This is a genomic window from Gordonia sp. McavH-238-E, assembly GCF_022348225.1.
Lineage (GTDB): Bacteria > Actinomycetota > Actinomycetes > Mycobacteriales > Mycobacteriaceae > Gordonia > Gordonia terrae.
Genome location: NZ_JAKRFE010000002.1, coordinates 398,947 through 416,271 on the forward strand (window position 1 = coordinate 398,947; position 17,325 = coordinate 416,271).

Here is a 17,325-nt window from a genome sequence, read left to right on the forward strand (position 1 = left end):
GACCCGCGTCGGAAGGAATCAACGACAAAGGCGCCCGGTCACTTTCGTGACCGGGCGCCTTCGACTCAGAGAGTCAGTGAGTCAGAACGAGATCACTTGGTGATCTTGGTGACTCGACCCGCACCGACGGTGCGGCCACCCTCGCGGATGGCGAAACGCAGGCCCTCGTCCATGGCGACCGGCTGGATGAGCTTGACGCTCATCTCGGTGTTGTCGCCCGGCATGACCATCTCGGTGCCCTCGGGGAGGGTCACGACGCCGGTCACGTCCGTGGTACGGAAGTAGAACTGCGGACGGTAGTTGTTGAAGAACGGGGTGTGACGGCCGCCCTCGTCCTTGGACAGGATGTATGCCTGGCCCTCGAACTCGGTGTGCGGGGTCGTGGTGCCCGGCTTCACGATGACCTGACCGCGCTCGACGTCCTCACGCTTGAGACCGCGGAGCAGCAGACCGGCGTTGTCGCCTGCCTGTGCGGAATCGAGGAGCTTGTGGAACATCTCGATACCGGTGACGGTGGTCTTGGTGCTCTTCTCGCGGATGCCGACGATCTCGACTTCCTCGTTCACGTTGACCTCGCCGCGCTCCACACGACCGGTGACCACGGTGCCGCGGCCGGTGATCGTGAAGACGTCCTCGACGGGCATGAGGAACGGCTTCTCGGTCTCACGGACCGGGTCCGGGATCGACTCGTCGACGGCAGCCATGAGCTCTTCGACCGACTTGGTCCACTCGGGGTCACCCTCGAGGGCCTTGAGAGCCGAGACCTTGACGACGGGAGCTTCCTCGTCGAACTCCTGGGCGGCCAGCAGTTCGCGGACCTCCATCTCGACGAGCTCGATGATCTCGTCGTCGTCGACCATGTCGGCCTTGTTCAGGGCGACCAGGATGTAGGGCACACCGACCTGGCGGGCCAGCAGCACGTGCTCGCGGGTCTGCGGCATCGGGCCGTCGGTGGCGGCGACCACGAGGATCGCGCCGTCCATCTGAGCCGCACCGGTGATCATGTTCTTGATGTAGTCGGCGTGACCGGGGGCGTCCACGTGGGCGTAGTGACGCTTCTCGGTCTCGTACTCGACGTGCGAGATGTTGATCGTGATACCACGGGCTTTTTCTTCAGGAGCCTTGTCGATCTGATCGAACGCGAAGCTCTTGTTGAGGTCCGGGTACTTGTCGTGCAGCACCTTGGTGATGGCAGCCGTCAGGGTGGTCTTGCCGTGGTCGACGTGACCGATGGTGCCGATGTTCACGTGCGGCTTGGTCCGCTCGAACTTCGCCTTCGCCACTTGATTGTCCTCCTGGACTGTTGTTGCTCTACTGGGCGGATCCCAGCAGGGGTTTTCTTCTTACGTTGGTGCGCAGAACGGGTCGGCGCATGTCGCTAGGACCGGATTTACTCGCCGGTGGCCTTCGCGATGATTTCCTTCGACACGTTCGCGGGAACCTCCGCGTACGAGTCGAACACCATGGAGTAGTTTGCCCGGCCCTGGGTCTTCGACCGGAGGTCTCCGATGTAGCCGAACATCTCCGACAGCGGCACCTGTGCCTTGACGACACGCGCACCACTGCGCTCCTCCATGGCCTGGATCTGGCCACGGCGGGAGTTCAGGTCGCCGATCACGTCACCCATGTAGTCCTCGGGAGTCGTGACCTCGACGGCCATGATGGGCTCGAGGATGACCGGACTGGCCATCCGCGCAGCTTCCTTCAGGGCCTGCGAGCCGGCGATCTTGAACGCCATCTCCGAGGAGTCGACGTCGTGGTACTGACCGTCGAGCAGGGTGACCTTCAGGTTCACCAGCGGGTATCCGGCGAGGACACCGTACTGCATGGCGTCCTGGGCACCGGCGTCCACCGACGGGATGTACTCACGCGGGACGCGACCACCGGTGACGGCGTTGGCGAACTCGTAGGTCGCACCGTCCTCGGCGTCCACCAGGGGCTCGAGCTTGATGATGACCTTCGCGAACTGGCCCGATCCACCGGTCTGCTTCTTGTGGGTGAACTCGTGCTTCTCGACCGTCTTGCGGATGGTCTCGCGGTAGGCGACCTGCGGCTTGCCGACGTTGGCCTCGACCTTGAACTCGCGCTTCATGCGGTCGACCAGGATGTCGAGGTGGAGCTCGCCCATGCCGCCGATGACGGTCTGGCCGGTCTCCTCGTCGAGCTTCACCGAGAAGGTCGGGTCCTCTTCGGCGAGCTTCTGGATCGCGGTGCCCAGCTTCTCCTGGTCGGACTTGGTCTTCGGCTCGATCGAGACGTTGATGACCGGGTCCGGGAAGCTCATGGACTCGAGCACGATCGGCGCGGCCGAATCGCACAGGGTGTCACCGGTGGTGGTGTCCTTGAGACCGATCATCGCGTAGATGTGACCCGCGGTGGCGTCCTCGACCGGCATTTCCTTGTTGGCGTGCATCTGGAAGAGCTTGCCGATGCGTTCTTTCTTGCCCTTGGTCGCGTTGAGCACCTGGGTGCCCGCCGTGATGTGGCCCGAGTAGACACGCACGAAGGTCAGCTTGCCGAAGAACGGGTGAGCCGCGATCTTGAACGCCAGAGCCGAGAACGGCTCGTCGGCGGACGGCTTGCGCGAGAGGATCTCCTCCTCGTCGCCCACGGCGTGACCCTCGACCGAGGGGACGTCCAGCGGGGACGGCAGGTAGGCGATGATGGCGTCGAGCATGGGCTGGACGCCCTTGTTCTTGAACGCCGAGCCACAGATCACCGGGTAGAACTCGCGCGCGATCGTGAGCTTGCGGATCGCGCCCTTGATCTCCTCGATGGTCAGCTCTTCGCCGCCGAAGTACTTCTCGAGCAGCGCCTCGTCGGTCTCGGCGACCGTCTCGAGCAGCTTCTCGCGGTACTCCGCTGCCTGGTCGGCCAGGTCGGCGGGGATCTCCTCGATGGTCGGCTCGGCACCGATCTCGACGGTTCCGCGCCAGGTGATGGCCTTCTGCTCGATGAGGTCGACGACGCCGTCGAAGTTGTCCTCGGCACCGATCGGCAGCTGCAGGACCAGCGGCTTGGCGCCGAGGCGCTCCTCGATGGTGCGCACGGTGAAGAAGAAGTCCGCACCGAGCTTGTCCATCTTGTTGACGAAGCAGATACGCGGGACGTCGTACTTCTCCGCCTGACGCCAGACCTGCTCGGACTGCGGCTCGACGCCTTCCTTGCCGTCGAACACGGCGACCGCGCCGTCGAGGACGCGGAGGCTGCGCTCCACCTCGACGGTGAAGTCCACGTGACCGGGGGTGTCGATGATGTTGATCTGGTTCTTGTTCCAGAAGCACGTCACCGCCGCGGAGGTGATGGTGATCCCCCGCTCCTTCTCCTGCTCCATCCAGTCGGTGGTCGAGGCACCGTCATGGGTTTCACCGATCTTGTAGTTCACACCGGTGTAGAAGAGGATTCGCTCGGTGGCGGTGGTCTTGCCGGCATCGATGTGGGCCATGATGCCGATGTTGCGCACCTTGTTCAGGTCGCTGAGCACTTCCTGTGCCACTTAATCGCCTCGCATTTTCGCTAGAGCTGTTGGGTCTGGGGTGGGACCGTCCGCGGCGTCGTGGTCTCGACGCCGCGGACGGTTGGTATCACCAGCGGTAGTGCGCGAACGCCCGGTTGGCCTCGGCCATCTTGTGGGTGTCCTCGCGGCGCTTCACCGAAGCACCGAGACCGTTGGACGCGTCCAGCAGCTCGTTGGCGAGACGCTCGACCATGGTCTTCTCGCGACGCTGCCGGCTGAAGCTGACGAGCCAGCGGAGTGCGAGGGTGTTGGCGCGGTTCGGCTTGACCTCGATCGGCACCTGGTAGGTGGCACCACCGACGCGGCGGCTCTTCACCTCGAGGGTGGGCTTGACGTTGTCGAGGGCGCGCTTGAGGGTGACGACCGGATCGGTGCCGGTCTTGTCGCGAGCCTGCTCGAGGGCGCCGTAGACGATGCGCTCGGCAGTCGACTTCTTGCCGTCCAGCAGGATCTTGTTGACCAGCTGGGTCACCAGGGGCGAACCGTAGACCGGGTCGTTGATGAGGGGGCGCTTGGGCGCGGGTCCTTTACGTGGCATGACTTATCAGTTCCCCTTCTTGGCGCCGTAGCGGCTGCGAGCCTGCTTGCGGTCCTTGACACCCTGGGTGTCGAGCGAGCCGCGGATGATCTTGTAGCGCACACCCGGGAGGTCCTTCACACGACCGCCGCGGACGAGCACCATCGAGTGCTCCTGCAGGTTGTGGCCTTCGCCGGGGATGTAGGCGGTGACCTCGACCGAGCTGGTCAGACGCACACGAGCGACCTTGCGCAGCGCCGAGTTCGGCTTCTTGGGGGTGGTGGTGTAGACGCGGGTGCACACGCCACGACGCTGCGGGCTTCCCTTGAGGGCCGCGGTCTTGGTCTTGGCAGCCTTGTCGTGACGGCCCTTGCGGACCAGCTGATTGATGGTTGGCACTAGGTGTTCGTTCCTCTTTGTCATCGGTTGTGGTTGGTGCTCCGGGCAAGCTCGAAAACTGGCTCGCAGACCTGCTTTCGCGGCTTCCACAACTCGCCCCACCAGCACGTGTGCGCTGGTCAGTACATTTTCGCTACCCCGAGGTCGGGCGTGTCATACACTCGACAGCGGATTCGCCTGTCAGTCCCTCTGCCGGCCTACCCGGATCACCGGGCGACTCGAGAGCCGTTGGGCAGGCATGCGGACTGGCCCAGCATGGGCCGGGCACCGACGATCCACTCTACCGATCGGGTTTACACAGGTCAAAAAACGGATCCTCCGCGCAACCAGCAGGTGAACGGGTCGTGCGCGATCGGCTCCGGCTGACGCTCGTACTCGGCGTACCTCTCCCACTTGTACACCGCGAAACCGCGGGCGTCGAGGGCTCCGGGGGCCGGCACTCGGCCGGGTCATGCAGGTCGCCCGGAACTCCTGAGCTGCTCGATCACCGCCACGGACCGGCTGTCGGGATCGCGCGGTCGGTGCGTCGGCGAGGACTGGCCACCGAACCACCGGTCGACGATCGTGGCCTGGCGTTCCACGTCACCCCGACGCAACGTCCGGTGAGTGTCACCGGCGTCGCGCAGGCCGTAGACGTCCTCACCGAGTTCGTACCGGGCCTGGTCGGCGAGCGCATCGGCGAGGAACTCCGCCGCCGACCGGGCGGTCGTGATCTGCCAGGCGTGCACCAGTTCGTGGATCAGCAGTTGCCCCGGCGCCCGATATGCCCCGGCCCCCTCACCGAGGACGGCGTCGAAGGCCGACCCGAGATTGCAGAGGATGCGTCCGTCGACCGCGGGCAGCGTGAACGCACGCCCACCGCGCCCGGCCAGGTCGGTGAGGACCACGGCGTGGAGCCAGGGCGCCGATCCGAACACCTCCTCGGCAATGCGGCGTTCGGCCTCGGTCAGGCCTCGGTACCGGACGCGACGTCGCACGATGCGCGACGCCACCACGCCCGCACCCAGCGCGGCACCGATCCCCAGCGGACCGAACCACATCGTCACCGCCGACAGATGCACCGCGACGAGCACACCGGCGGTGGCCGCGGGAGTGTCGCCCAGCCGCCCGGCACCGCACCGTCGCGCGACGGACAACATCGTGCCGAGCAGACGTCCGGACGCCCGGGCGGCCGCGATGACCGGCCCCCGCAGGAGCGGAGCAGTCGCCGATCGGGTGCTCACTCCGGTGTCTGCGGCAGCTTCACCTTCGCCGCACCGGGTTTCGCCGGGTTCGACGGCGGCGGGACCACCGGTCCGATGTCTCCGTCGGGAGCGTCGTCGAGATCGACGACGACCGGCGCATGATCGCTGGGTTTGCTGCCCTTGCGCGCTTTGCGGTCGATCCAGGCAGCGGCCACCCGCTCCGCTGCCGACGCACCGGCCAGGATCAGGTCGATCCGCATGCCCAGGTCCTTGTGGAACATGCCGGCGCGGTAGTCCCAGTAGCTGAAGACGCGGTCGTCGGGCCAGCGGTCGCGTACCACGTCGCGCAGGCCCATCGACGCGAAGGTCGCCAGCGCGGCCCGTTCCGCCGGGGTGACGTGCGTGTGTCCGACATACGCGTCGGGGTCGAACACATCGGTGTCGGCCGGCGCGATGTTCATGTCGCCGCACAGAAGCGTCGTGGCCGGGTCGTCGATCGCGCGGGCGAGCGCCGCCAGCCACTCGAGTTTGTAGCCGTAATGGTCCGAGTCCGGAGACCGCCCGTTGGGTACGTACAGCGAGTGGATACGGAGCCCCCCGCACACCGCCGACACCGCCCGCGCCTCCAGGGTCGACGGGTCGGGGTAGCCGGGCATGCCGTCGAATCCGATGCGGACGTCGTCGAGGCCGACCCGCGACAACAGCGCCACCCCGTTCCACTGCCCCTGCCCCGCGTGCGCGATCTCGTAACCCCGCTCGGCGAGGTCGGCGCCCAGCGACTCGTGGAAGGCGGCATCGGAGAGTTTGGTCTCCTGCAGACACACGACGTCGGGTCGGCGTTCGTCCAGCCACGGCAGCAGGCGCGGGATGCGCTGCTTCACCGAGTTCACATTCCAGGTCGCCACGCGCATGCGACCACGGTAGTACGACCCGATCGGGCACCGGGGAGCGCCGAGCGGCGACCCGACCTTCCCTTCGACGGTGATGTGTGTCACTTTGGTGACATCGACACACTGCACCGCACCTCCGACTCCACGCCCCGACGTGCCGTCATCGAGCACTCGTGGCGTCGGTCGGCGCTGTCGGGGGTACGCCCCGGGGACCGGACGCCGACGCAGGTCGAGGACATCGCCGCCGCCGATCCGCTACTCGATGCCGCACGTCCGGTTCTCGACGACGCCGCCGCCCGCCTCGCCGACACCGACGTCTCGCTGCTTCTCGTCGACCACGAGTGCCGGATGGTGACACGGGTCGCGTTCGGCACGACGGTGGAGCGCAGGCTCGATGCGATCGGCGCGTCGCCGGGCGTGCCGTTCGGCGAGGACGTCGTCGGCACCACGGCCCTCGGCACCCCGGCGGAGACCCGGGGCGGGATCGTCGTCAACAGCTCTGAGCACTACCTCGAACAGTTCAAGTCGATCAGCTGCTTCGGACAGCCGATCATCCACCCGGCGACCCGCAGGCTGGCCGGCATCATCTGCATGTCCGAGATCGCCGATCGCATCAACCCGCTCGCGATCCCCGTCGTCAACGGCATCGTCGCCGACATCGCCGACCGTCTGCTCGACCGTTCCCGCGCGCATCAGCGATGCGTCCTCGACGCATTCCAGCGCGCCGCCCCGCGCCGCGACCTGGCCGTCGCCGCCATCGGCGACGATCTCCAGCTCACGAATGCCCTTGCCGCCGAACTCCTCTCCCCCACCGACATCGGCGCCCTGCGGATCGTCGCGACCGATCCCGGGCTCCGCGCGACGGTGCTGCCGCTCACCCTGGTGTCGGGCGCCGAGGTGGAGATCGCGGTCGAACCCGTGCCGGGCGCCTGCGGCGCCGCCCTGTTCCGGTTCCGGCCGGTCAGCGATCCACCCACGACGCGGTCCGCGCCGCCGACGGCCCCGTCCCGCACCAGCGTCGCGATCACCGGGGAGCCGGGCACCGGACGCAGCACCCACGCGGCCGCGCTCGCCGCGGAGGCCGCCCCGTCGGCCGTGATCGTCGACGTGGCCGACGAGATCATCAGCGGACGCCGTCCGGACATCCCCGCGTATGTCGGCCGCGCCCGGTCGATGAATGCACCGCTGGTCATCGACGGTGTCGACCTGCTCGACGCACAGTCGGTCGCGCTGCTCGGGCGCGTGGCGGTGTCGAGCTCACAGGAGTCACCGCTGATCGTCGTCGGCGGCCCTCGAGACCAGGCCGGCCCGGGAGTGGCCGCCCTCGTGGCGCGGTGTGCCACGAGGATCGATCTCGCCCCGCTGCGTCATCGGACCTCGGAGCTCGCCGCGATCGCGAGCAGCGCTTTGACCGGCATCGATCCGGAGCTCTCGCTGTCCGGGCTGGCGACGGATGCGCTGCTGTGCGACGACTGGCCCGGCAACCTCACCGAACTCAACTCCGTGCTCCGGGAGGCGGCGGCGTCGTGCCGAGCTCGCGCCGCACGCGTCGTCGAGCCGTCCGACCTGCCACCCGCCTACCGGACGACCAGCCGGGCCGCGCACCTGTCCGGCCGGGAACAGGCCGAGCGCACGGCGATCGTCGAGGCGCTCGATCGGGCCAGGGGCAACAAGGTGCACGCGGCGAAGGATCTCGGCATCAGTCGGACGACGCTGTACTCGCGGATGCGCGCACTGGACATCTGAGCCGGCCGACTACTGCGGCACGGCACCGGGGGACACGGCACTGGGAGGCACGGCGCCGGGCGGCAGCGGGTCCCGCAGCGTCTGCCGAGCGAGCGCCGCGATGAGGTCGGTCCGGGTCACGATGCCGACCAGGGTCTGGCCCTCCAGTACCGGGACCGCGTCGCATCCGCTCTCCGCGAGCAGGGGCAGCAGGGCCCCGACCGGCGTTCCCGGGAAGGCGACGGCCGGTTCCGGCGACATCACATCCGCGGCGCGCAGCTCGACCCCGTCGGGACGCATCAGCCGGCGCACGAGATGGATCTGGAACACCACCCCGACGAACGTCCCCTCGCCCGAGATCACCGGCAGCGAGGTGAAGCCGTACTCGTCGAAGAGGGCCGCGACGTCCCGCAGCGAGGTCTCGGGGCCCACCGTCACCAGGTCTCGGGACATCACATCCGTCGCGGCGAGCGGACCCGCACGATGCCCGGCGGCCTGGAGCTCCGCAGCCCCGATGAGGCGTGCGAGGTCGGCGACACCGAGGTTGAGCGACTGCTCGTACCGATCGAGGATCCCGGTCAGTTCGTCTTCGTCGAGACCGAGTCGGGCGGCCGGTGGGGGCGCGGCGTCGAAGCGGCGATACGGATAACGCCGCCCGGTCAGCCGTGCGTACCCGGCGGCGAGGACGACCAGCAGGAGTGTGCCGGCAAGGACCGGCGCGAGGACGAAACGGAAGCCCAGCGACTGGATCGTCTCCGGACTGAGCGCAGCCGTCATCGCCACCGCACCGGCAGGCGGATGAACCGCATGACATCCGATCATCAGTGCCACGGACAGCCCCACCGCCAGCGCCACCCGGAGCGCCGGCAGCGGAACGACAAGTGTCGCAGCCACTCCCACCGCCGCCGACACCGTGTTGCCCACCACCGCGGGCCACGGCTGCGCCAGCGGACTGTTCGGTGCGGCGAAGACGAGCACTGCGGTCGCGCCGAACGGTGCGATCAGGAAGAGCCCGGTCCGCAGGTCCACCTCAGACGCGGCGAGCACCAGGCCGACGAGTCCGAGCGCGACCCCGGCGCCGGCCCCCGCCCGAAGCGCCTCACGGACCGAGAGACCCCCGGTCGCCGGACCGAGGCCACGCAGGGCTGCACCGACCCTGCCTGCTGGGCGCACGTTCACTCTGCTCCTCCGGAGGTCGCTGATTCGTCGGCGTCTCACGGTAGCGACGGCACCGATACCGGCCGCCGGGGCCCCTGTACAGCCCAGGTGTTCAGTTTCTGGACACGGCGGCACCTCGGAACGGTGAGAGAAATAAGTCAGGTCGCATATGACCCAGATCACTTCGACCAACCGCCGACTTCGTCCCGCTCAGGAGGCCTCATGACCGCCGTCGCACCCGACACCGCCCAGCACACCGCCCTGCACCCGCGTGTTCGCGACTTCATCTCCGCCGACCGCCCGATGCTGATCGGCGGTGACTGGGTGTCGTCGGCGTCGGGGCGCACCTTCGAGACCATCGATCCCGCCACGGCACGCCCGATCACCTCGGTCGCGCACGGCGACGCGGCCGACATCGACCGCGCGGTCCGCGCCGCGCGCCAGGCCTTCGACGACGGTCCCTGGACCCGGATGAAGCCCAATGAGCGCGAGCGCCTGCTCTGGCGGGTCGGCGACATCCTCACCGAACGCGCCGAGGAGTTCGGTCAGCTCGAGGCGCTCGACAACGGCAAGGCGGCCACCATCGCCGCCGCGGTCGACACCAACTGGTCCGCCGACATCTTCCGCTACAACGCGGGCCTCGCCACCAAGATCACCGGGTCCACGGTCGACGTCTCGATGCCGTTCGTGCCCGGCGGCGAATTCCACGCGTACACCCTGCGCGAGCCGGTCGGCGTGTGCGGCCTGATCGTGCCGTGGAACTTCCCGCTGCTGATGGCCGCGTTCAAGCTGGCTCCCGCACTGGCGGCCGGCAACACCGTCATCCTCAAGCCGGCCGAGCAGACCCCGCTGACAGCCCTGCTCCTCGGCGAGGTGTTCCAAGAGGCCGGCTTCCCGCCGGGAGTGGTCAACATCGTCACCGGTTACGGCGAGGCCGGAGCCGCGCTCGCCGCGCACGACGACGTCGACAAGATCGCCTTCACCGGTTCGACCGAGGTCGGCAAGAAGATCGTCGATGCCGCCAAGGGCAACCTCAAGAAGGTGTCCCTGGAACTCGGCGGCAAGAGCCCCAACATCGTGTTCGCCGACGCGGACTTCGAGAAGGCGGTGGCCGGGTCGGTGGCCGCCTGGATGTTCAACCACGGCCAGTGCTGTGTCGCCGGGACACGACTGTTCGTCGAACGGCCCATCTTCGACGACTTCACCGCAGCCGTCGCCGAGGCCGCGTCCCAGGCCAAGATCGGCCCCGGCCTCGATCCGACGACCGAACTGGGTCCGCTGGTCAGCCAGGAACAGTTCGATCGCGTGTCGGGATATCTCTCGGCCGGCCTCGCCGACGGGGCACGAGCACTGACCGGTGGAAAGCGTTGGGGCGATGAGGGATTCTTCATCGAACCGACCGTCTTCGTCGACGTCGAGCCGAGCTTCTCGATCGTGCAGGAGGAGATCTTCGGTCCCGTCGTCGCCGCCATGCCCTTCGACGCGGACACCGGTGTCGCGGCCGCCGCCAACGACTCCATCTACGGTCTGGCAGCGGGCATCTGGACCACCGACCTGTCCAAGGCGCATCGGACCGCTCGGCAGATCAAGGCCGGCTCGGTGTGGGTGAACCAGTACAACGGCTTCGACACGGCCATGCCGTTCGGCGGCTACAAGCAGTCGGGCTGGGGACGCGAACTCGGCTCGTCGGCCATCGAGCTCTACACCCAGACCAAGGCCGTCAACATCTCGCTCTGACCCCCACGTCGCATTTCCGCACTCCCGTAACACGTTAGGAGCACCACCCATGTCACTCACCACCAAGGCCGCCGTCCTCACCGGACCCGGAAAGCCGTTCGAGATCGTCGAACTCGACCTCGACGAGCCCCGCGAGGGCGAGGTGCTGATCAAGTACACCGCGGCCGGCCTGTGCCACTCCGATCTCCATCTCACCGACGGCGACCTCCCGCCCCGCTATCCCATCGTGGGCGGCCACGAGGGTTCGGGCATCATCGAGGCGGTCGGCCCCGGGGTCACCAAGGTCAAGCCGGGCGACCACGTGGTGTGCAGCTTCATCCCGAACTGCGGGACCTGCCGCTACTGCTCCACCGGCCGGCAGAACCTCTGCGACATGGGCGCCACCATCCTCGAGGGATCGATGCCCGACGGCACATTCCGATTCCACGGCGGCGGTGACGATTTCGGTGCCATGTGCATGCTCGGCACCTTCGCCGAACGCGCGACGATCTCGCAGCACTCGGTCGTCAAGGTCGACGAGTGGTTGCCGCTCGACAAGGCGGTCCTCGTCGGTTGCGGCGTTCCGTCCGGCTGGGGCACGTCGGTGTACGCGGGCGGTGTACGCGCCGGTGACACGGTGGTCATCTACGGCATCGGCGGACTGGGCATCAACGCGGTCCAGGGTGCGGTCTCGGCGGGTGCCAAGTACGTCGTGGTCGTCGACCCCGTCGCGCTCAAGCGGGACACCGCGCTGAAATTCGGTGCGACACATGCCTTCGCCGACGCCGCCGAGGCCGCGGAGAAGGTCAACGAGCTGACCTGGGGACAGGGCGCCGACCAGGCCCTCATCCTTGTCGGCACGGTCGACGCCGAGGTGGTGGCGAATGCGACCGCCGTGGTCGGCAAGGGCGGCACCGTGGTGATCACCGGTCTCGCCGACCCGACGAAGCTGACCGTGCAGGTTTCCGGAACCGATCTGACCCTCAACCAGAAGACGATCAAGGGCAGTCTGTTCGGCTCGGCCAACCCGCAGTACGACATCGTCAAACTGTTGCGCCTGTACGACGCCGGGCAACTCAAGCTCGACGAACTGGTCACGCAGACCTACACCCTCGACCAGGTCAACGACGGATACCAGGATCTGCGCGACGGCAAGAACATCCGCGGGGTCATCATCCACGCGGAGTGAGACCCGGTCGGTTCGCCCGAGGTGCCGTCTCCCTCGGGCGAACCGGCCACCCACCTCGACCGGTGAAGGTCCGGTCGTCGCGGGACGGAAGTGCTTGAATCATCGATGTGACCGCAACCTGGTGGATACGCCTGCTCCGCATCGCCTTCGCCGCACTGGGCGTCAGCGCTCTGGTGTACCAGGCCGCCCTGCGCCACGGCGACGCCGGATTCACCCTCGCGAACTTCTTCAGCTATTTCACGGTGCTGAGCAACATAGTCGCCGCGCTCGTCCTGCTCGCCGGCGGTCTCTTCGCGCCCAGCACGCCGATGTGGGAGTGGCTTCGCGGGGCGGCCACCACCTGCATGGTGATCACCGGCATCGTCTACGCACTACTGCTGCAGGGAATCGACGTCGACGTCACCTACGCCTGGGTCAACGACGTACTCCATCGCGTCATCCCGCTCGTGATGCTGCTGGACTGGATCGTGGTCCGCGCCCGCCGACTACCGGAGCGCGCGTGGCTGACCTGGCTCGCGATCCCGCTCGTGTACGGCGTCTACACACTGATCCGCGGCCCGATCGTGGACTGGTACCCCTACCCGTTCATCGACCCACGTGGACAGGGCTACCTGTCGATGACGATCTCGCTTGTCGTCGTGTTCGTCGGCATGGCGTTCATGTCGTTCGGTGTGTACTGGGCGGGCACCCGGGGTCGGCGACCCGACCGCGACGAGGCCGACGCGGGCTAGTCGCTCCCGAGCGCAGCGACGAGTTGCGCCGACCACGTGTCGACGACCAGTGCTCGCCGGGCCGAGTCGTCGGACAGCGTGTCCGCCAGGCCCAGTCCGCGCGCCATGTCGAGCGTCGCCTGCACGAGTCGAAAGCCGGTGTCGTCGTCCGGGGACACCCCCATCGCGGCCATCGTCCGCTGATGGGCCGCTCGGGCGAACTTCGCCTCCAGGGGCAGGATGAGCCGGCGCAGTGCGGGATCGGACGCGGCGGCGGCCCAGACCTGCAGGGCGGCTTTGAATTCGGTGCCGGTGTAGACGTCCACGGCCCGCTGGACGGCGCGGATGACCCGGCTCGGGGTCACCCCGTCCGCTCGCTCCGACGAGGCGTCGGGCGCCCCGCCGGTCGCACGGGTCATGTCCTCGAAGACCTGCTCGAGCGCGGCGGTGATGAGGGTCTCGCGTGTCGGGAAATGGTGTTGCGCAGCGCCGCGGGACACTCCGGCGCGTTCGGCGACCGCGGCCACGGTGGCGGCCGACCAACCGTCTGCGGCCAGCGCGTCGACCGTGGACCGCAGCAGGCGCTCGCGGGTCAGGCGCGAGCGTTCCTGCTGCGGCGAACGGGCATTCGCCGACGACGCGGTCATCAGACTCCGGACCTCAGTAGGACTTCGGCAGCCCGAGGCTGGTCTGCGCGACGAAGTTGAGGATCATCTCGCGGCTCACCGGCGCGATCCGGGCGATCCGGGCGAGACTCAGCATCGGGGCCAGTCCGTACTCGGTGGTCAGACCGTTGCCGCCCAGCGAGTGCACGGCCTGGTCGACGACCTTCACGCAGGCCTCCGCGGCTGCGTACTTCGCCATGTTGGCCGGTTCCGCGGCGCCCCAGTCGTCGCCGGCGTCGTACAGGGTCGCGGCCTTCTGCATCATCAGCTTGGCCATCTCGAGCTCGACCTTGCCCTGCGCGAGCGGATGCGCAATGGCCTGATGCGCACCGATCGGCGTCTTCCACACCGTGCGTTCCTTCACGTACGACACCGCCTTGTCGAGCGCGAAGCGGCCCATCCCGACGGCCGAGGCCGCGGCCATGATCCGTTCCGGGTTGAGGCCTGCGAACAGCTGACTGAGGGCGGCGTCCTCGGAGCCGACGAGCGCATCGGCCGGCAACCGCACGTCGTCGAGGAAGAGCTGGAACTGCTTCTCGGGATTCTGCAGTTCCATGTCGATCATGGTGTACGAGAAGTTCTCTGAATCAGTGGGCACGATGAACAGCGCGGGCTTGAGATTGCCGGTCTTGGCGTCTTCGGTGCGCGCGACGATCAGCACCGCCTGCGCCTGGTCGACGCCGGAGATGTAGACCTTCTGGCCGGTGAGCAGCCAATCCGAACCGTCCCGGCGGGCCGTCGTGGTGATCTGGTGAGAATTGGAGCCGGCGTCGGGTTCGGTGATGCCGAACGCCATCGTGATCGACCCGTCGGCGAGACCCGGCAGCCAGCGCTGTTTCTGCTCATCGGTGCCGAAACGGGCGATGACGTTGCCGCAGATGGCCGGTGAGACGACGAGCATCAGCAGCCCGGTGCCCGACGCGGCGATCTCCTCCATCACGATCGCGAGTTCGTACATGCCGGCACCGCCACCGCCGTACTCCTCGGGGAGATTGACCCCGATGAAGCCGAGCTTGCCCGCCTCGGACCACAGTTCGTCGGTCTTGCGGCCGGTGCGCGCGCATTCGCGGAAGTACTCCTGTCCGTACTTCGCGGCCAGTCCGGCGACCGCCGCGCGCAACTCGGCGCGTTCGGTGGTCTCCACGAACGGGTTGGTGTCCACGGTCATCTCGATACTCCCTGTTCTAGGCTTCGATGTACTTCGTACTGGCGGTTGTTCGCACGCTCAGGCCTGGTAGCCGAGCCGCTTGGCGGCCAGTCCGTTGAGGATTTCGGTGGTGCCGCCGCCGATCCCGATGATGCGCATGTCGCGGTACTGTCGCTCGACCTCGGTTCCGGTCATGTAACCGAGGCCGCCGTGCAGCTGAACGGCCTTGTTCGCCACCCATTCCCCGGCCTCGACCGCGGTGTTCTTGGCGAAGCACACCTCGGCGATGAGGTCGTCGGTGGAGGTGACCTTGCGTTCCACCAGGGCTCGCGTGTAGGTCCGCGCGATGTCGATGCGCCGGGCCATCTCGATCAGTGTGTCCTGCACCGATTGCCGGGCGATGATCGGTTTGCCGAAGGTCTCCCGATCACGCGCCCACTGCAGGGTGAGGTCGAGGCACCGTTGCGCGCTGGCGTAGGCCTGTACCGCCAGTCCGGACCGTTCGGTGACGAACGCGGTGGCGATCTGCGCGAATCCGGAGTTCTCGGCTCCGACGAGGTTGGTGACCGGCACCCGTGCGTCGACGAAGGACAGTTCTGCGGTGTCGGAACTGCGCCAGCCCATCTTGTCCAGCTTGCGGGTGACCGAGAACCCGGGTGTGCCCTTTTCGACGACCAACAGCGAGACGCCGCCTGCTCCCGGGCCGCCGGTGCGGACTGCGACGACGACGAAATCTGCCCGGACCGCCGAGGTGATGTACGTCTTGGAGCCGTTGACGACGTAGTGGTCACCGTCGCGCTCGGCCTTGGTCGTCAGATGGCCGACGTCGCTGCCCCCGCCCGGTTCCGTGATCGCCAGGCTGCCGATCTTCTCGCCTGCCAGCGTGGGCCGTACCCAGCGATCGATCTGGTCTGGGTCGCCGGCTGCGATCAGGTGCGGGAGCGCGATGCCGTGGGTGAACAGCGACGCGAAGACGCCGCCGGCCGCGCCGGCGTAATGCAGCTCCTCACCGAGGATCGTGCTGTCGATCAGATCGCCACCCGAGCCGCCCACCTCTTCGGGGACCCCGAGCCCGAACAGGCCCAGTTTGGCTGCCTCGACGTGCAGTTCACGCGGGATCGCCCCGTCCCGCTCCCAGTCGTCCTGGAACGGGAGGATGTGCTTGTCGACGAATCGCCGCACGGTGGAACGCAGTTCGAGACGTTCCGGGGTTTCCCAGATCGGATTGGCGATGGGCACGGGCATTCTCCAGTCGGTCGGGTCCGGGAGGTGGATGGGGTGGTTCGGTGCGGTATCAGGTCGATCGCGGTTCGCGTCCGCGGCCGGGCGGTCCCGCGAAACACTGTGCGATGCCGGACCATTCGACCGCGTCGTCGCCGGTGAGTTCGAGGTCGAGGTCGGCGAGCGCGCGGCGCTGCGTCACGAGTTGACAGAAGTCGAGTGCGGGTCCGCGGACCGCGTTCGGCGCGTCCGCCGGCCCCCAGGTCCACACTTCGCCCGACGGCGCGGTGAGCGCGTAGTGAAACGGTTCGGCCGGCGGGGTCCGACCGTTGACGAGGTAGGCGAAGTCGCGCGTGCGCACGCCGATGTGGGCGACGCCGCGAACCCGGTCGGTCGGCAACACGGTGACATCGAGCGCGTCGGCGATGTCCAGACCGTGCGCCCAGGTCTCCATGAGTCGTGCCGTGGCCATGGACGCCGCGGACATCGGCGGGCCGAACCATGGGACCTTCATGCCGGCCGGGACCTCACGCAGAGCATCGGCGAGACGCTCGCGCCCGGCTCGCCACCCCGCGAGGATCTCCCCGACCGGTGCGGCCGAACCGGCCTCGGCGGCGTCGTCGACGTAGGTCGCCACACTGCTCGCCGCCTCACCGAGCAGCTGGGCGAACCGGTCTGGATCGGTCACCGCGATCGCGGCAACCTCATCGGTCCACGCCAGATGAGCGATCTGGTGGGCGACGGTCCATCCCGGCGCAGGTGTCGGGGTGGCCCAGCCCGCTTCGTCGAGACCCGCGACGAGTGCGTCGAGCTGCGCGGATTCGGCCTCGAGATCGGCGACGACGCCGAGCACGGCCGCTTGTCCATCAGACATGCGATCACCCTCACACAGGTCCCCAAAAGAATCAAGCACGCTTGATTGTTTCTGGGGCCCACCCCTGGTCGAGCCGGCGACCCCAGCGACCCGAGCACAAGTAAGTGACCTCGACGGACGCGGCGGCCTCGCTTCGCTCGGTCGACGCTGCTCGGCCAGCAGATTAGCTCCACCAATGCCCGTCGATCGACGCCCCCACCGCTGGTTGAGCGCCCCCACCGCCGGTTGAGCAGGCAGCCCCACTGCTCGTAGATCGACGGCCCAACCGCTGGTTGAGCCGGCACCGAGCGAAGCCGCCGGGCCGAGCAAGCGACGAAGGAGCGCGTCGAGGTCGAGGCGCCGAGTCGAAACCACCTGGCGACCCGAGCACAAGAAAGTGACCTCGACGGACGCGGCGGCCTCGCTCCGCTCGG

15 protein-coding genes are annotated in these 17,325 nt (G+C 67.9%); 4 read left to right on the forward strand and 11 right to left on the reverse strand.

Going from position 1 to position 17,325, the window contains the following annotated elements:
• Positions 1-92: 92 nt before the first annotated feature.
• From tuf to MHN80_RS03995, 6 genes are all read right to left on the reverse strand, one after another.
• The gene (gene tuf, locus MHN80_RS03970; protein ID WP_004020593.1) at positions 93-1,283 is read right to left on the reverse strand and encodes an elongation factor Tu; all 1,191 of its coding nucleotides are present in this window, start codon (positions 1,281-1,283) and stop codon (positions 93-95) included.
• Positions 1,284-1,390: 107 nt separating this feature from the next.
• Positions 1,391-3,496, reverse strand: a complete 2,106-nt coding sequence (fusA, locus tag MHN80_RS03975; RefSeq protein WP_004020594.1) for an elongation factor G — start codon at positions 3,494-3,496, stop codon at positions 1,391-1,393.
• A gap of 88 nt (positions 3,497-3,584) precedes the next feature.
• Positions 3,585-4,055: a 30S ribosomal protein S7 gene (gene rpsG, locus MHN80_RS03980; protein WP_004020595.1), complete on the reverse strand. Its 471-nt coding sequence runs from the start codon at positions 4,053-4,055 to the stop codon at positions 3,585-3,587.
• 6 nt (positions 4,056-4,061) lie between these two features.
• The gene (gene rpsL, locus MHN80_RS03985) at positions 4,062-4,433 is read right to left on the reverse strand and encodes a 30S ribosomal protein S12 (protein ID WP_004020596.1); all 372 of its coding nucleotides are present in this window, start codon (positions 4,431-4,433) and stop codon (positions 4,062-4,064) included.
• A 449-nt stretch (positions 4,434-4,882) separates the two neighbouring features.
• Complete coding sequence (locus MHN80_RS03990; protein ID WP_239399677.1) at positions 4,883-5,656, reverse strand: hypothetical protein; 774 nt, start codon at positions 5,654-5,656, stop codon at positions 4,883-4,885.
• On the reverse strand, positions 5,653-6,528 hold the full coding sequence (locus MHN80_RS03995) for an exodeoxyribonuclease III (RefSeq protein ID WP_239399679.1): 876 nt from the start codon (positions 6,526-6,528) through the stop codon (positions 5,653-5,655). Before MHN80_RS03995 ends, MHN80_RS03990 begins: the two co-directional genes overlap by 4 nt.
• A gap of 75 nt (positions 6,529-6,603) precedes the next feature.
• Between MHN80_RS03995 and MHN80_RS04000 the strand changes: the two genes are divergently transcribed.
• The gene (locus tag MHN80_RS04000) at positions 6,604-8,253 is read left to right on the forward strand and encodes a helix-turn-helix domain-containing protein (RefSeq protein WP_239399681.1); all 1,650 of its coding nucleotides are present in this window, start codon (positions 6,604-6,606) and stop codon (positions 8,251-8,253) included.
• A 9-nt stretch (positions 8,254-8,262) separates the two neighbouring features.
• Here MHN80_RS04000 and MHN80_RS04005 read toward each other — a convergent pair whose 3' ends face one another.
• Positions 8,263-9,411, reverse strand: coding sequence for an HPP family protein (locus MHN80_RS04005; RefSeq protein ID WP_239399683.1), 1,149 nt, complete (start codon positions 9,409-9,411; stop codon positions 8,263-8,265).
• Positions 9,412-9,612: 201 nt separating this feature from the next.
• Between MHN80_RS04005 and MHN80_RS04010 the strand changes: the two genes are divergently transcribed.
• The 3 genes from MHN80_RS04010 (at position 9,613) to MHN80_RS04020 (ending at position 13,026) form a co-directional block, all read left to right on the forward strand.
• The gene (locus MHN80_RS04010; protein ID WP_004020601.1) at positions 9,613-11,127 is read left to right on the forward strand and encodes an aldehyde dehydrogenase family protein; all 1,515 of its coding nucleotides are present in this window, start codon (positions 9,613-9,615) and stop codon (positions 11,125-11,127) included.
• Between the two features lie 49 nt (positions 11,128-11,176).
• Complete coding sequence (locus MHN80_RS04015; protein WP_064571951.1) at positions 11,177-12,295, forward strand: NDMA-dependent alcohol dehydrogenase; 1,119 nt, start codon at positions 11,177-11,179, stop codon at positions 12,293-12,295.
• 107 nt (positions 12,296-12,402) lie between these two features.
• Positions 12,403-13,026 carry a Pr6Pr family membrane protein gene (locus MHN80_RS04020; protein ID WP_004020603.1) on the forward strand — a complete coding sequence of 208 codons (624 nt, stop codon included), beginning with the start codon at positions 12,403-12,405 and terminating at the stop codon, positions 13,024-13,026.
• On the opposite strand, the gene MHN80_RS04025 is transcribed toward MHN80_RS04020, so the two are convergent.
• Genes MHN80_RS04025 through MHN80_RS04040 form a run of 4 tightly spaced genes read right to left on the reverse strand, consistent with a single transcriptional unit; the run spans position 13,023 to position 16,912 of the window.
• Entirely contained in the window at positions 13,023-13,652 is a 630-nt protein-coding gene (locus tag MHN80_RS04025; protein WP_239399685.1) for a TetR/AcrR family transcriptional regulator, read from the reverse strand. The two genes, MHN80_RS04020 and MHN80_RS04025, sit on opposite strands and share 4 nt — an antisense overlap.
• Before the next feature lie 13 nt (positions 13,653-13,665).
• Positions 13,666-14,838, reverse strand: a complete 1,173-nt coding sequence (locus tag MHN80_RS04030) for an acyl-CoA dehydrogenase family protein (protein ID WP_004020605.1) — start codon at positions 14,836-14,838, stop codon at positions 13,666-13,668.
• A gap of 57 nt (positions 14,839-14,895) precedes the next feature.
• Complete coding sequence (locus MHN80_RS04035; protein WP_275447359.1) at positions 14,896-16,062, reverse strand: acyl-CoA dehydrogenase family protein; 1,167 nt, start codon at positions 16,060-16,062, stop codon at positions 14,896-14,898.
• A gap of 49 nt (positions 16,063-16,111) precedes the next feature.
• Positions 16,112-16,912, reverse strand: a complete 801-nt coding sequence (locus MHN80_RS04040) for a TIGR03084 family metal-binding protein (protein ID WP_239399687.1) — start codon at positions 16,910-16,912, stop codon at positions 16,112-16,114.
• Between the last annotated feature and the right edge of the window lie 413 nt (positions 16,913-17,325).

Coding starts and splice junctions, on each gene's coding strand:
- MHN80_RS04030 (WP_004020605.1), bottom strand. CDS start 14,838: ATGACCGTGGACACCAACCCGTTCGTGGAGACCACCGAACGCGCCGAG.
- rpsG (WP_004020595.1), bottom strand. CDS start 4,055: ATGCCACGTAAAGGACCCGCGCCCAAGCGCCCCCTCATCAACGACCCG.
- MHN80_RS04025 (WP_239399685.1), bottom strand. CDS start 13,652: ATGACCGCGTCGTCGGCGAATGCCCGTTCGCCGCAGCAGGAACGCTCG.
- MHN80_RS03995 (WP_239399679.1), bottom strand. CDS start 6,528: ATGCGCGTGGCGACCTGGAATGTGAACTCGGTGAAGCAGCGCATCCCG.
- MHN80_RS04040 (WP_239399687.1), bottom strand. CDS start 16,912: ATGTCTGATGGACAAGCGGCCGTGCTCGGCGTCGTCGCCGATCTCGAG.
- MHN80_RS04015 (WP_064571951.1), top strand. CDS start 11,177: ATGTCACTCACCACCAAGGCCGCCGTCCTCACCGGACCCGGAAAGCCG.
- MHN80_RS04010 (WP_004020601.1), top strand. CDS start 9,613: ATGACCGCCGTCGCACCCGACACCGCCCAGCACACCGCCCTGCACCCG.
- MHN80_RS04035 (WP_275447359.1), bottom strand. CDS start 16,062: ATGCCCGTGCCCATCGCCAATCCGATCTGGGAAACCCCGGAACGTCTC.